Origin of the sequence: Providencia sp. PROV174, from assembly GCF_028480685.1 — a bacterium.
In the GTDB taxonomy this organism is placed as follows: Bacteria; Pseudomonadota; Gammaproteobacteria; order Enterobacterales; family Enterobacteriaceae; genus Providencia; species Providencia rettgeri.
The window spans coordinates 160913-175669 of the sequence record NZ_JAMPOT010000023.1; the positions used below are offsets into that span (position 1 = coordinate 160913).

Here is a 14757-nt window from a genome sequence, read left to right on the forward strand (position 1 = left end):
CTTAGTTAAGGGAATTCGCTGCGCAATGTCAGATATTCAGGATACGGATCGCGAACAAGAAATACTCGATAGTGCCGTTGCAGAAGGTGGTGCTTATGAAATATTACGCAAACGCCTGACCGACCAAGGGCAACAACTTCATCAAAAAGCTGCACAACTCAATGAAATGCGGTTAGATGAATTCGGCCAAAGCCAAATGGATATAATTGGCCGCATTCGCATTCGTACTGAAAATAATTGCCAAGCAAGGGATATTGTCCGTGTAGGCGAATGGCTTTTATTTGGCTATAACGTCTTCCTCGGCCTGAAAAAAGAAACACACCTCGAAGATGTGTTTTCACTATATCGGTTAATTGAAAACGACGATGAATTTGATGTTGAAGCTGTCCCTTATGAAGATACTTTCTTAAGCGATAATCGCTTTGTTCAAGACTTCACTGAACTCTATACCTATTATAAGAACACACAGTTACTGCAACTTGTTGAACGGGAAGGCAAACTTCTTGCTAGTTTTCAAATTGGCGATCGCATCACGGATGTGCGTGTTTTTCGTTGGTCAATCTCCAGTGACAAGCGCAAAATTGAGTATATTGATAACCGGGGTGAACGCGATATTGCCCTCCCACCAGCCTATGACTTTGAATGGCAAAAAACCACACGAGAAGACACAGTTAATGGTCGATACCCTCACATCAATATTCTTGACACTGTATTCATTGAAACTATCGGCGGTGATCTAACCATAAAGTGTGAAAATAATACTGAAGATGGTTTAGGGATTTACCGAGAAGCAGTTCTTGATAAAAACCAATCACTAGACGACGCACAAATTGAATATGCACAAACCGGCAGCTTAATTATCCTAAAAGTATTACCTTATCGGGAAGAAACTTGGCGTTACTTAGTTTACAACACGCTATCTCAATCAGTACAACGCATTGATGCCATCGGGCAAGCTTGTATCCAATTACCAGAAGACCACGGTATTATTTTTCCTGGTGGTTACTACTTACAAAATGGTGACTATAAAACATTTGAACAACCTATGGATGGAATGCGTTTTCGCCGTTTGCGTCGTTCTCCGAATGGAGAGGATGTTCTATATGTTTTCTATTCGCCAAATCAAGGGCGCATAGCCCTATTCAATTATAATTTAATTGAACGAACACTATCAATTCCACTCATTGGCCATGGCTACGCCATGCTTGAAGATGGAAAAATGGTGCTATTTGAAGGTGAAGGCGCAGAAGCGACTCGCGTTCACCCCATGCAAGTTTGGCAAACCCCATTTTACTCAGAAGAATTTGCCGACCAACAACCGACTCGTAGTGGTTTTTTAGGGCGTATAGGCAATGCAGATTTAGTTCGTGGTATTTCTGAAATATTGCATGTTTCCAAAGAAATAGAAGGTAGCCAAATTTCTATTGCTCGCTATGAACAACTCAGCCAGCAAGCAAAAAATTTACTGGATCTTTATTACTGGTTCAGTGATGAGCAATGCCTTGGTATTGGCAAATTGCTCAAAGAAATCACCCAAACCAGTGAACTCGTTCTTGATGAATACGAAAAAGTCGAAAGCATACGGCAGCAATCTGCCAAATCAATGAATGAAGCCATTAGCCGCCAAAAATCACTGATTTCACTTACGTTGCCTGAAAGCTGGGCCGATATTCAACAATTTGTTGATGGCTTAAATGCCCTAAGTGCTCAACGCGGGCACTTGATTTCACTACGTGAATTTCGCTATATGGATTTAAAAAAGCTTAGCGAAATGGAAGCTGAAATAGAGAAAAATCAACAATATGTCTCACAAGAAACCGCTGTTTTCCTTGCTAGTGATAAAGCTTTACACCCCTTTAAAACACAGTTAACTGTTTTCGAAGAACAAATAGAAAAAGCCCAAAACAGTGCCCAGCTAGACATTCCCATGAAAGATATGGAAAAAATGTCTGCTGACTTAGATATGCTTTCAAACCTAATGGCTTCACTGAGTTTCAATGATGTCACACAACAAACTCATATTATTGATGCTATTTCGCAAATCTATGCTCAGCTGAACCAATCCCGAGCCCGCTTACAACAAAAACGAAAATCACAAAGCAGTGTGGAAACTGTCGCACAATTTGGTGCTCAATTCCGGCTATTCAGCCAAGGCATTACCAATGCACTGTCTCTTGCTACTGACCCAGAACGTTGTGATGATCAGCTATCAAGATTACTCGTTCAGTTAGAAGAGCTCGAAAGCCAATTTAGCAATCATGATGAATTTCTTGATGATATCTTGGCTAAGCGGGAAGAATTACTCGAAACCTTTGAATCTCATAAACAAGTTCTTATTGATGACCGCCAACGACGTGCACAAAATTTAGTCATTGCAGCCGATCGTCTACTAGACAGCCTGCAACGACGAACAACTCGTTTACAGTCTCAAGATGAACTCAATGCCTTCTTTGCTTCTGACCCTCTCGCAATTAAAACGCGTGAAATAATTGAAAAATTAAGGGAAATTAACGATAACGTTAAAGCTGATGATATTGACGCACGCCTAAAATCCTCTCGAGACCAAGCCATTCGAGTTTTACGCGATAAAACAGATATTTTTGAAGATGGTGGGAATGTCATTAAACTCGGGCGCCACCGATTCAGTGTCAATACCCAAGAGCTAGACCTCACCATTTTACCGAAAAATGAACAACTATGGGTTTATCTCACAGGAACTGATTTCCAAGAACCAATAGAAAATGAACAACTATCACAGCTCAAACCTTATTGGAGCGCTTCATTAGAATCTGAATCTGATACGGTTTATCGTGCCGAATACCTTGCTTATTCAATTATCTATGCCGCAACAAAACGCCAAGAAGGGCTAGATTTTGGCATACTAAAAAATGCGTTAACATCAACGGAAAAACTTGAAAAGATTGTCCGTGATTTTGCAAGTCCACGCTATAAAGAAGGTTATGAAAAAGGTATTCATGACCACGATGCTGTTGCTTTACTCAAAAAACTACTGCCAATCGGTGAAAGTGCTGATCTATTACGATATAGCCCAACAGCCCGCGCTATTGCAGCTATTTATTGGCAACAAGTTCAAAATGACGATTTTCCTGCACTATGGCCTGAACGTGCAAGAACAGCCATGAATATTCATCAATTATTCCATAATGACAATGCATTACTTGATCTACAAGCTGAAATCGAAGCTGGAATTAGCTTGTTTTTACAAGATAATCCCATTCAATGCCAAGCCTATGAGCAAACTCAGGCTGCTGAATACCTTAGTTTTATACTAGCAAGAACCCCGATAGAACTCGTCTATAGCAAATACGCGAGGGAGTTAGTTTTAGCACTCCAAAGTCGCTTAGAAGAAGCTCATATGTGGGTTGATTTTAATCGCTCACAACAGAATTTAGGGACTCGTTACGGCCAGCGCTGGTCATTAGTTCAAAACTGGTTACAAGGGCTGTGCTCAACCCCTGAATTTGCTCATCTAGTTCCATACATACCGGGTGCTATTGCCATTATTATCTTAGATAAAGTAGCTTCAGCACGCTTTAGTGAAGCTGATCTTTACTTTAAAGTTAACGGGTTACTCGGCGAACACCCGACCATTGAAAACCAAACTCTATCATTGAGCTTAGATAACTACTTCAGTCGGATGCGTGGACAACGGAAACGTTTTATTCCTGAATTTCGTCAATATCAATCCCTGCGCCAACAGATTGTTAATGAAGAACGTAGCCGTTTAAAACTGCATGAATATAAAGCAAAGCCATTAAGCTCTTTTGTGCGTAACAAGCTAATAAACGACGTCTATTTGCCTATCATTGGCGATAACATGGCGAAGCAAATTGGCGCTTTAGGGGAAGGTAAACGCACAGATCTCATGGGGCTGCTATTAATGATTTCGCCGCCCGGATACGGTAAAACCACCTTAATGGAATATGCCGCTGACCGTTTAGGGCTCATTTTTATGAAGATCAATGGTCCTGCACTTGGCCATGATGTACTCTCTCTTGACCCTGAACAAGCACCTAATGCAACAGCAAGACAAGAATTAGAAAAACTCAATCTCGCCTTAGAAATGGGTAATAATGTCATGTTATACATCGATGATATTCAACACACCCATCCTGAGTTTTTGCAAAAATTTATATCCTTATGTGATGGGACAAGGCGCATTGAAGGCGTTTGGAAAGGTAAAACCAAAACATATGACATGCGGGGTAAAAAATTCTGCGTCGTGATGGCGGGTAACCCCTATACCGAGTCAGGGGAAGTTTTCCGAATTCCTGACATGCTTGCAAACCGTGCCGATATTTATAACCTTGGTGAAGTATTAGGGGGTATGGATGAAGCATTTGCTCTTAGCTATATCGAAAACAGCCTGACATCAAACCCAGTATTAGCCCCTCTCGCATTACGAGACCTGAACGACCTGTACTTATTTGTCGATAAATCAATGGGGAAATCAGTCTCTACCAACACCTTAAGTTACCCATACTCTGATGCGGAAATTAATGAAATTACTTCAGTAATCAGTAAATTAATCAAATTACGGAATGTTGTATTGAAAGTAAACCAACACTATATCGCCAGCGCAGCGCAATCCGATAAATACCGAACAGAACCCGTATTTCGCTTGCAAGGTAGCTACCGTAATATGAATAAACTCAGCGAAAAAGTCTCTTCTGTTATGAATGATGATGAACTTGAAAGAGTACTAGATGACCACTACCTAGGTGAAGCACAGCTGCTCACAACGGGCGCAGAAGAAAACTTACTCAAACTGGCTGAGTTACGAGGAACACTTACCGAAAAAGATGCAGCACGTTGGCAGCAAATAAAGAAAGACTTTATGCGTAATAAGGCTCTTGGTGGAGATAATGCAGATATTGGTGATCGCGTTGTTGGCCAGCTAGCGTCGCTTGTTGAAAGTGTACAAGCACTGGGTAACCACTAGTGAACTATTTACAAGGGTATCCTCGCATTAAGCTATTAGCCTGCATTGTTGCAATTTTTATTGTCATGCAGCTTATTAATAGCTTAATGGTAGGAGGATTAACTTCATTCGGAATTATACCTCGCACTACAGCTGGGCTCATCGGTATATTCTTCTCCCCATTTATCCATGGCAATTGGGGGCACTTATTCAGTAATTTACCCCCATTTATTATACTAAGTGCTCTATTATTACACCGTACTATTAAGGCCTATTTGCTTGCATCACTATTTATTATCGTTATTGGGGGTTTTGCTGTTTGGTTGTTAGGTCGTAATGCTATTCATATAGGTGCCAGTGGTTGGGTTTTTGGGTTATGGGGCTTACTCATCGCCCAAGGTTTTTTCCGTCGAAACTGGGTTGATATAGCTATCGCCCTATTGGTACTCTTTTATTTTGGCACAATGGCCAGCGGCTTGTTACCTACTCACTTATACATCTCAACAGAGTCTCATATAGCTGGGGCTATTGCTGGGGTTATCTATGCATGGCTAAGTCATCATTACCATCAAAAAAACAGCAATCACTCACCTTAAAATAGTACCCAAGACCATTATGACTCATTTTTTGTAATTTATTTAAATTTATGTATCCTTTTCTGTGATCGTGATTCACATATTAACAATTAACCATAAATTAACCATTCATTAACAATACAACAATGCTAGTCTCAAAAAATAATAACAACATGAGACTCAATAAATGAAAAAACACCTCATCTCTACCGCTATTGTTTTAAGTTTAAGTTCACTATCACTCCCATCATTTTCTCAGTCAATTCAAATTAAAATTGAACGAGATAACTATGGTATTCCTCACATCTATGCGAATGATACTTATAGCCTTTTCTATGGGTATGGCTATGCTGTGGCACAAGACCGATTATTCCAAATGGAAATGGCTAAACGCAGTACTCAAGGAACAGTTTCCGAAGTATTAGGTAAAGATTACATTTCTTTTGATAAAGAAATCAGAAATAACTATTGGCCTGATTCCATCCACCAACAAATCACACAACTGTCCCCTCAAGAACAAGATATTTTGCAGGGTTATGCGGATGGCATGAATGCATGGATTAAACAAATTAATGCTAAACCAGATGACTTAATGCCTAAACAGTTCATTGATTATGGTTTTTTACCATCCCAATGGACGAGTTTTGATGTTGCGATGATAATGGTCGGTACAATGGCAAACCGCTTTTCAGATATGAATAGTGAAATTGATAATCTAGCATTACTCACTGCGCTTAAAGATAAGTATGGTGAACAAATGGGAGTGGCGTTTTTTAACCAAATTAATTGGCTTAATAACCCCAACGCACCGACAACAATCTCATCAGAAGAATTCACCTATTCCAATTCACAAAAAACAAAAAATATAGCGCAATTGAATCAAATTAGTGGTTACCGACTTACTGCTCCCATGTTTGAACGCACGGCAAAAGATGCAACAGGAAAATTAATAGCGCTTTCTTCCAAGGAAAATAATGCGTTAATCGCTAAACAATATGAACAAAGCGGTGCTAATGGCCTCGCAGGGTACCCAACCACCAGTAATGTTTGGCTTGTTGGAAAAACAAAAGCGTCTGGCGCAAAAGCCATTTTACTTAATGGTCCACAGTTTGGTTGGTTTAACCCTGCCTATACATACGGTATAGGGTTACATGGAGCCGGGTTTAATATTGTTGGAAATACACCGTTTGCTTATCCCGCTATTTTATTCGGTCATAATGGGCAAATTTCTTGGGGTTCTACAGCTGGTTTTGGTGACGGCGTTGATATTTTTGCAGAACAGATTTCACCTGAAGATCCAAATAGCTACTTCCACCAAGGGCAGTGGAAACAAATGCTATCGCGCCAAGAGACATTAAATGTGAAAGGTGAAAAACCCATTACTTTTGAAGTATACCGCACTGTGCATGGTAATGTGGTCAAGCGTGATAATACCACTCACACCGCATACAGCAAAGCTCGCGCATGGGATGGCAAAGAGCTGACATCCTTAATGGCTTGGGTAAAACAAGGGCAGGCGCAAAACTGGCAGCAATGGCTAGACCAAGCACAAAACCAAGCACTGACGATTAATTGGTATTATGCGGATAAAGACGGAAATATTGGTTATGCTCATACCGGGCACTACCCTGAACGCCAAGCTAACCATGACCCCCGTTTACCCGTATCAGGTACGGGAGAATGGGACTGGAAAGGGATGCAGCCCTTTGCAAATAATCCTAAAGTTTATAATCCCAAATCCGGTTACATCGCCAACTGGAATAACTCTCCAGCTAAAAATTACCCCGCTAGCGACTTATTTGCCTTCTTATGGGGAAGTGCAGATAGAGTGACAGAAATCGATAACCGCATTGAAGCCTATGATAAGTTAACAGCTGATGATATGTGGACGATTTTACAGCAAACTAGCCGTGTCGACCTCAATCATCGCTTGTTTACCCCATTTTTAACTCAAGTAACACAAGGTTTGCCGTCAAATGACAATACCGTCAAATTAGTCTCCTTGCTCCAACAGTGGGATGGTATAAACCAGTTATCAGGTGATGGAAAACACTATGTTCATCCAGGGTCTGCAATCCTCGATATTTGGTTAAAAGAAATGCTTAAAGCCACCCTAGGCCAAACGATCCCTGCACCGTTTGATAAATGGTATCTAGCAAGTGGTTATGAAACGACACAAGAAGGCCCTACTGGGTCGTTAAATATCAGTACAGGCGCAAAATTACTGTATGAATCTCTCTTAGAAGATAAATCGCCAATACCACAGCCTATTGATTTATTTTCAGGGCAATCACGAAATGATGTAATTAAAAAAGCACTGAATGCGACCTACCAAAAAATGAGAGTAAAATACGGTGATAACCCAGCTAATTGGCAAACACCCGCCACAGCATTAACCTTCCGTGAAAATAATTTCTTTGGTGTGCCACAAGCCTTACCTCAAGAAAATTTCCATCAAAATGAATACCATAATCGGGGAACTGAAAACGACCTAATTGTGTTTACCGAAAAAGGGGTGGGTGCATGGGACATTGTTGCGCCAGGGCAAAGTGGCTTTATTTCCCCACAAGGAAAACCTTCACCTCACTACCAAGACCAACTCTCGTTATATCAGCAATTTGGTAAGAAACCGTTATGGCTTGATAACGAAGAGCTAGCACCACATATAGAGTCAACTGAAACATTGATGATCGAGAGATAATACTATTACTAAACTAAATACCAAGGTGTCTTGGTATTTAGTTATTAACTTTTACACGATAGACACAACGCCCTGCGCCATTTAATAAGTACTGTTCACGCTCAATGCTAGCATCATCACCCACAATATCACTGAACAACGCCAATTCCGAACGACAAAAATTTTGGCAAGCGGTGGCTGCGGCACAAATTGGACAATGGTTTTCGATAAACAACCAACTGTCATCATCTTGTTCAACCTTCGCCATATACCCTTCTTCGCTACGCACTTCAGCCAACGCCTCAAGCCGCTCAGCTAACGGTAAATTTTTACAACGAGCAAAATATTTTTCTCGGCTTTCTGTTTCCCTTTGGATAATCAGTTTTTCTAGACCTTCATCACCAAAAATAGTCCGAACAGAATCAATCAATTGAAGAGCAAGTTGCGCGTGAGTATCCGGAAAACGTTGATGCCCTAGTTCTGTTAACACCCAATTTTGCCGAGGGCGCCCAGCCCCTGTTTGCGATAAGCACTGCGCACCCTCAACTAACCCCAACGAAGTCAGTTTTTGAATGTGTTGCCTTGCTGCTTCCCCTGTCATATTTAAATCATTTGCGATCACTGCGGTAGAAATAGGCCCTTTCGTTTTGATACAAAAAAGAACCTTATCCACGGCCTGTGTTAGATTTAAATTATCAAAGTAATTACTTGCATTAATCATTATGCGACTCTATTATCCAAGCTATTACTTGTATAATACCTCTTTTTTCACCATTCCGTCTAGCGGGTCTCTCTATGAGCAATGAAACATCAACCGTACCTCAAGCCAAGTGGGCTGATTTACTTAGTGGCGCCAATGCATTACTCACTATTGCCTTAACTGGCGGTGTTGCACTACATGCTATTAATATTTATATCGTAACAACCATATTGCCCAGTGTCGTTAACGATATTGGCGGTCTTGAGTATTACGCATGGAATACCACTTTATTTGTGGCAACATCCATTGTCGGTTCTGCCCTTTCTAGTAAAGTATTAGACAGTTTTGGGCCTAAATTTTCTTATTTATTTGCGCTTATTCTATTTTCTTTAGGGTCTATTTGGTGCGCAGCTTCCCCATCAATGTTGGTATTACTAGGCGGGAGGGCATTACAAGGACTTGGTGGCGGTATTTTATTTGCTCTTAGCTATGCATTAATTCGCATTGTTTTTACCGAAAACTTATGGTCTCGAGCCATGGGTGTTGTTTCAGGTATGTGGGGAATAGCAACACTCTGTGGCCCAGCAATTGGTGGTATTTTTGCTGAAAGTGGCCACTGGCGTTGGGCATTTTGGGCTTTATTGCCTGTCGCGGTTTTTCTAGCACTTATTGTCATCAATCAACTCCCTAAAAAACAAACTCAAGCACCAAAAACCAGTAAAATTCCATTCTTAGCGATTTCTCTGTTAGTGATATCCGTTCTTGCTATCTCAATTGGAAGTTTGTCTGATAGTTTATTCATGAACCTTATTGGTTTGTTAATTGGCCTAGCCATACTGCTGACAATTGCCTTACTCGATGGTAAAAATGACAAACGTTTATTACCAACAGGAGCCTATTCGCTCAAGAATCCCCTTGGCGTCATATTTTTAACCATGTGTTTATTAGTTGGTGGCATGACAACCGAAATTTATGTCCCTTATTTCTTACAAACCATCCATCTGTTTTCTCCGCTCACTGCGGGTTATTTAACCGCAATAATGGCAGCGGGCTGGACCGTTGGGGCACTCTTTAGCGCCAATAAAACAGGGGCTATTGTTATCCGAATTATTCGAACAGGCCCGGTCATCATATTTATTTCTTTAATTGTACTTGCTGTTCTAACGCATAATCAACAGCTTATCGAATCATGGCCATTATTCGTTATTTATCTCATCGCCATGGCTGGGGTTGGTCTAGGAATTGGCGTGTGTTGGCCTCATCTCGTACTACGTGTTTTTAAGAATGCGCCAGAGGGTGAGGAAAATCTCGCATCATCTTCAATTATTACCATTCAATTGTATGCAACCGCGCTATCTGCCGCCTTAGTGGGAGTCGTCGTCAATAATAGCGGGTTAATTAGCCCCGGAGGGATCGCGGGAGCACAGCAAGCTTCAATCTGGTTATTTGCTCTATTTGCAATTAGTCCATTACTCGCAACCGTATTAATCCGCAAAATAAGATAAAAAAGTATAAGGGAGCCAAAGCTCCCTTCAGACTGCTGACAAACATATTATGTTTAGCAGCAAGTCTAATTGGTTTTGAAAATAAACTAGTTTAGTTCGTTAATGCCTTTTTAGAGCGTAAAAAATAAGGCAGAACAATAATACTGATCAGCAAGACAAAAATAGTTGCCACCATCACCCCTAAGAAGGCATGATCAAAGGCAATATTGGCCTGATTTATCAACGCAGATGCATTATTTGCTGGTAGTGATTCAGAAACTAATAAGGCCTCATCAATACTATCATAAACTTTATCACTGACTGTTAAGCCTTCAGGTAATGAGAGTTTCAAAGTATAAATTGCACTCATTAGTCCCCCCATAAAGGTTACACCTAAGACACTGCCAATTTCATAAGCAATTTCTTCAATTGATGCTGCCATGCCTGCTTTTTCATCAGGAGCATTTAACATCACTGTCGTTGATGCCGTCGTGAATATCGCACCAAGGCCAAACCCAATAAGAAAGAGGAATGAAAGTAACAAAATACCTGTCGAAGTTTGGTACACCATCGTTAAACCAACGACACCAATTAACGTACAAGTAAACCCGAAAACAGTGAGTTTGATCTCACCAAATTTATGAAGGTACATACCTGCCAATGGTGCAGCTATCACCGAAGCCAATGGAATTGGAATGATATATAAAGCCGCTTCAAATGGCGTATAACCCAAAACCAGCTGTAAACGTTGGCTTAGTAATAATTCAACACCAACGATAACCACGATAGATAACACAGCCATCATCAGCCCTGCATTAAATTTAGGATGCTTTAATAGCGTAAAATCAATCATTGGGGATATTGATTTAATTTGTCGATTTCTAAATACCACCAAAAAGAAAGCCCCAATAACGCCTGAAACCCATACAGCAGGCCAGTCTGTATAAGGTTTTCCGAGCTCCTTCAACGCATAAATAACGCCAATTAAGCCAATTAAAACTAAAATAGAACCGAAAATGTCGATTTTTTTGTCGCTGTTACCACCACATTTAGGGATCAAGTAACACGCAAACGGAATAACCAATAAGACGACTGGGACATTAATTAAAAAAACAGAGCCCCACCAAAAGTGGTTAAGTAAGATACCGCCGATCAACGGGCCAATTGCCGCACCACCAGATGCAACCGCAGACCATATTCCAATAGCTAATGCCCTTTCTTTTGGGTCTAAAAAAACATGCCTGACAATAGCAAGGGTGGCAGGCATACTTACTGCTGCACCAACAGCTAAAAAGCCACGAGACAAAATCAAACTTGTTGCGGTTGGTGAAAAAGCAGCACACAACGAGGCTAAACCAAATAACGGTAGCCCCAATAAAAACATTTGCTTGTGGCCGACTTTATCACTTAGCATCCCTGCTGCAGGTAATAACCCAGCAACCACCAGTGGGTAAGCGTTCATTATCCACAGTTTTTCAGATGACGTAGCGCCTAAATCATGGGTTAATTTAGGTAACGCGGTATATAGTACAGTGACATCAATAACGATAAGAAACAGTACACTTGAAACTAATAGAAGCACTATCCAGCGCTTATAATCGGTTAACATAAAATTCTCTCAATGAGTTTATTTGATCATGATTTTTGTGCTGATCGTGCTACAATATAAATCCATACGTACGTATTGAAAAGAGGTTTTTCTAAATGGGACGTCAACGAACAATCGATAGAGAAAAATTGCTTGATGCAGCTGAAGACATTGTATTACAACAAGGTGCTACCGCTCTCACTATCGATGCAGTCGCCAAAGCGATGGGGGTCTCCAAAGGCGGTGTTCAGTACTGTTTTGGCAATAAAGATGCCTTAATTGATGCGATGTTTGAGCGTTGGGGCCAGTCTTATGATGAAATTTTTAATCAAGTCACACTGCAAGACAACTCTCCTGAAGGGCAAATTTTTGCTCATATGCAAGCTACCCACCAGCACGATAAAGTTGCAATGGCAAAAGGCGCTTCCTTAATGGCATCCTTATTACAAACCCCTGAATACCTAGAAAGTACGCGTACTTGGTATCGTGAACGGCTTGCGAGACTAGATACTTCAACAGAGAAAGGCAAACAAGCAAGAATTGTTTTTCTAGCAACTGAAGGCGCTTTTATGCTGCGCTATATGGGATTCATGGAAATTGATGATAATGAGTGGCAATCTATATTTGGTGATTTGGAAAATTTATTAAAGGGTTAGCCTTAGTCTCTTTTTTTGATATAGATAATGACTCCACTCCAATAAACTAATAATAAACCAAATGGAGATCATTAAAAATGAACATAGATAGATTAAAATACTTTATAGAAACAAATAATAACAATAGTATTAATAATAATAATAAAAAGTCATTCAGCTACAATATAAAAGAAAAACCCATCAACACTAACTGTGTCTCTTTATTAAAGATGAAATTTGAAAAGATAGATACAAACACAAAAAATTTAAAACATATACATACAAATAAAGCACAAAACCTCATAAAAAAAGAATCATTAGAATACGACATTAGCGCATTTAAAAATGATTTAATGAAAAAAAACCTTTATTTTATTTATAGTTCACCAAACTCAAAAAAAATAGAGTTAATACACAATCATAATGAAAACAAAATAAATAGTGAAAATGCAATTTTTATCAATATGTTTGATTTATTAAAAAATGAACCGGATGGTTCCATATATAAAATAAATAATTACATCATAAAAATAGCCAATAAAAACAAAAAACTAACAATAAATGATAATCGATTTACTCACAACATCACCTTAAAAAATGGGAAAGACATATTAATAGAAAGATATAATGAAAAAAGTAAATTTTCATTTTAATAAAGAATAACCCGGCAAAAACAGATTGTCGGGTTATTCTTATTATAAATATATTACGGATTTATTTTCCCAATGTATTTATATGTTGAATTTAAATAAAAAATACTAAATATAATAATTAAGGTGGATTTATGAATAAATAATAATATTTAGTTTTATCATTCTTGGTACTGATATTATTTTAAAATTATCTAGTATGAAAAATGTGTTTTACGTTCCTATGCAGCAAGATTAGGTGATTGAATCATTAAGACATAAAATTATGTGTTAGTGATTCAAGAAAATCCCCTTATCATCGTCAATTATAATTTGTTTTAATGATTTATGAATACCGCCATCATCTGTTTGCAAGATAAACACAAATAAAACCTGACAAAGTACTGATTGAGGGCAATGACGAGGCCGATATTTTGAATAGGGAGACCATCCATTAGCTAGATACCTTTCATGCATTCGCTTCATTGCATCAACAACAGAGTTCGCAGCTTGTCCTTTGTTGATTTTAGTCGATTTTTTTTGATGATACACAAAAGCATCAGTAACCGTTTTAGATATAATATAGAAAACTTGCCCAACAGATAAGTTTTCTAATAAATAGGTGATGTTTTTTGTTGTTTTTTCACCAATCAGAAAAGATGTGAAATTATATTCATCCATTTCATAATTTAAATAAAAAAAACACTCAAATAGATTATTTTTCTTACATAACTCAATTAGTGATTTTGTATTTTCTTGTAAATAATAGATATTAGCTAATTTTAGCTCTAGTAGGTCAATAATCGTAGATAAACTATTAGTTTCTTTAATAATAACTTCCCAGCACATAAATATATTATTAAAATAAATATAATCTTCACTAACACTTATATATTTTAAATTAGTAACTGGACTTACTGCAATCACACCTGCAGTATAAAGTTGTTCTATGATTAACAGGTCAAACTTATAATTCGGTGTTAATTTTTCATACCTCTGATTATCAAGGCTATCTAAATACATTAGATTTTCATCAGCACAACACCGTATAAGTGCAAGTAAAAAAACACTATTTTCAAAAGAAAGATCATTGATACTTAAAGCATTCTCTTTTTTTAAAAATAATAGATTATCAATATATTCAATTTTTTCTTGCCTTTCTTTTTCATTCTCTATACGAATACAATCAACACAAATATGTTCAAGATTACTTAAATGTGAAAAATGGCTTCTATCTCGTAAATATTCTATTTCACCACATGCCACACATTTTAGCTTTAAACAATAAGCTTTGCAGCTTTTAGCCACAATAGCTTTTATTTCTTTAGATTTTAATTGTGTTTTTTCTTCTATCTTAATCATTGAATATAAAAAACGGCCATTTTCTGCAACCTGCCAATATAGTTGGCATACAAATTCATATTCCTTATCAATAATATCAATAAATATAATTTCCATACGTTTATTTCCTTGTTTTTTATTATGTTATATTAAAAAAAACAAAAAATAGAAATTATATTTTGA

General features: G+C 38.4%; 9 protein-coding genes. 6 read left to right on the plus strand and 3 right to left on the minus strand.

All coding sequences use genetic code 11. The annotated features are described in order from the left end of the window. The first annotated feature begins 25 nt into the window (after window positions 1–25). The 3 genes from PSE60_RS18550 to PSE60_RS18560 all read left to right on the plus strand — a co-directional run bounded on the left by PSE60_RS18550 (window position 26) and on the right by PSE60_RS18560 (window position 8218). Window positions 26–4963: a DNA repair ATPase gene (locus PSE60_RS18550; RefSeq protein WP_272666398.1), complete on the plus strand. Its 4938-nt coding sequence runs from the start codon at window positions 26–28 to the stop codon at window positions 4961–4963. Beyond that, on the plus strand, window positions 4963–5538 hold the full coding sequence (locus PSE60_RS18555) for a rhomboid family intramembrane serine protease (RefSeq protein ID WP_371031640.1): 576 nt from the start codon (window positions 4963–4965) through the stop codon (window positions 5536–5538). Before PSE60_RS18550 ends, PSE60_RS18555 begins: the two co-directional genes overlap by 1 nt. Window positions 5539–5704: 166 nt before the next feature. After that, window positions 5705–8218, plus strand: coding sequence for a penicillin G acylase (locus tag PSE60_RS18560; RefSeq protein ID WP_272666399.1), 2514 nt, complete (start codon window positions 5705–5707; stop codon window positions 8216–8218). A gap of 37 nt (window positions 8219–8255) precedes the next feature. Here PSE60_RS18560 and PSE60_RS18565 read toward each other — a convergent pair whose 3' ends face one another. Continuing rightward, window positions 8256–8918 carry a helix-turn-helix transcriptional regulator gene (locus PSE60_RS18565; RefSeq protein WP_210835465.1) on the minus strand — a complete coding sequence of 221 codons (663 nt, stop codon included), beginning with the start codon at window positions 8916–8918 and terminating at the stop codon, window positions 8256–8258. 74 nt (window positions 8919–8992) lie between these two features. Between PSE60_RS18565 and PSE60_RS18570 the strand changes: the two genes are divergently transcribed. After that, window positions 8993–10402 (plus strand): MFS transporter, encoded by a 1410-nt coding sequence (locus tag PSE60_RS18570; RefSeq protein WP_272666400.1) that lies wholly within the window; start codon window positions 8993–8995, stop codon window positions 10400–10402. 91 nt (window positions 10403–10493) lie between these two features. Here the strand turns inward: PSE60_RS18570 and PSE60_RS18575 are convergent, their stop codons facing one another. Beyond that, the gene (locus PSE60_RS18575) at window positions 10494–11990 is read right to left on the minus strand and encodes an MFS transporter (RefSeq protein WP_210835467.1); all 1497 of its coding nucleotides are present in this window, start codon (window positions 11988–11990) and stop codon (window positions 10494–10496) included. A gap of 95 nt (window positions 11991–12085) precedes the next feature. Here PSE60_RS18575 and PSE60_RS18580 point away from each other — a divergent pair, with 95 nt between their 5' ends. Both PSE60_RS18580 and PSE60_RS18585 read left to right on the plus strand, forming a co-directional pair. Then, window positions 12086–12625: a TetR/AcrR family transcriptional regulator gene (locus tag PSE60_RS18580; protein WP_272666401.1), complete on the plus strand. Its 540-nt coding sequence runs from the start codon at window positions 12086–12088 to the stop codon at window positions 12623–12625. A gap of 77 nt (window positions 12626–12702) precedes the next feature. Further along, window positions 12703–13257 (plus strand): hypothetical protein, encoded by a 555-nt coding sequence (locus tag PSE60_RS18585; protein ID WP_272666402.1) that lies wholly within the window; start codon window positions 12703–12705, stop codon window positions 13255–13257. Between the two features lie 267 nt (window positions 13258–13524). Here PSE60_RS18585 and PSE60_RS18590 read toward each other — a convergent pair whose 3' ends face one another. Beyond that, the gene (locus tag PSE60_RS18590) at window positions 13525–14691 is read right to left on the minus strand and encodes a hypothetical protein (protein ID WP_272666403.1); all 1167 of its coding nucleotides are present in this window, start codon (window positions 14689–14691) and stop codon (window positions 13525–13527) included. Window positions 14692–14757: the final 66 nt, after the last annotated feature.

Coding starts and splice junctions, on each gene's coding strand:
- PSE60_RS18550 (WP_272666398.1), top strand. CDS start 26: ATGTCAGATATTCAGGATACGGATCGCGAACAAGAAATACTCGATAGT.
- PSE60_RS18560 (WP_272666399.1), top strand. CDS start 5,705: ATGAAAAAACACCTCATCTCTACCGCTATTGTTTTAAGTTTAAGTTCA.
- PSE60_RS18565 (WP_210835465.1), bottom strand. CDS start 8,918: ATGATTAATGCAAGTAATTACTTTGATAATTTAAATCTAACACAGGCC.
- PSE60_RS18570 (WP_272666400.1), top strand. CDS start 8,993: ATGAGCAATGAAACATCAACCGTACCTCAAGCCAAGTGGGCTGATTTA.
- PSE60_RS18575 (WP_210835467.1), bottom strand. CDS start 11,990: ATGTTAACCGATTATAAGCGCTGGATAGTGCTTCTATTAGTTTCAAGT.
- PSE60_RS18580 (WP_272666401.1), top strand. CDS start 12,086: ATGGGACGTCAACGAACAATCGATAGAGAAAAATTGCTTGATGCAGCT.
- PSE60_RS18585 (WP_272666402.1), top strand. CDS start 12,703: ATGAACATAGATAGATTAAAATACTTTATAGAAACAAATAATAACAAT.
- PSE60_RS18590 (WP_272666403.1), bottom strand. CDS start 14,691: ATGGAAATTATATTTATTGATATTATTGATAAGGAATATGAATTTGTA.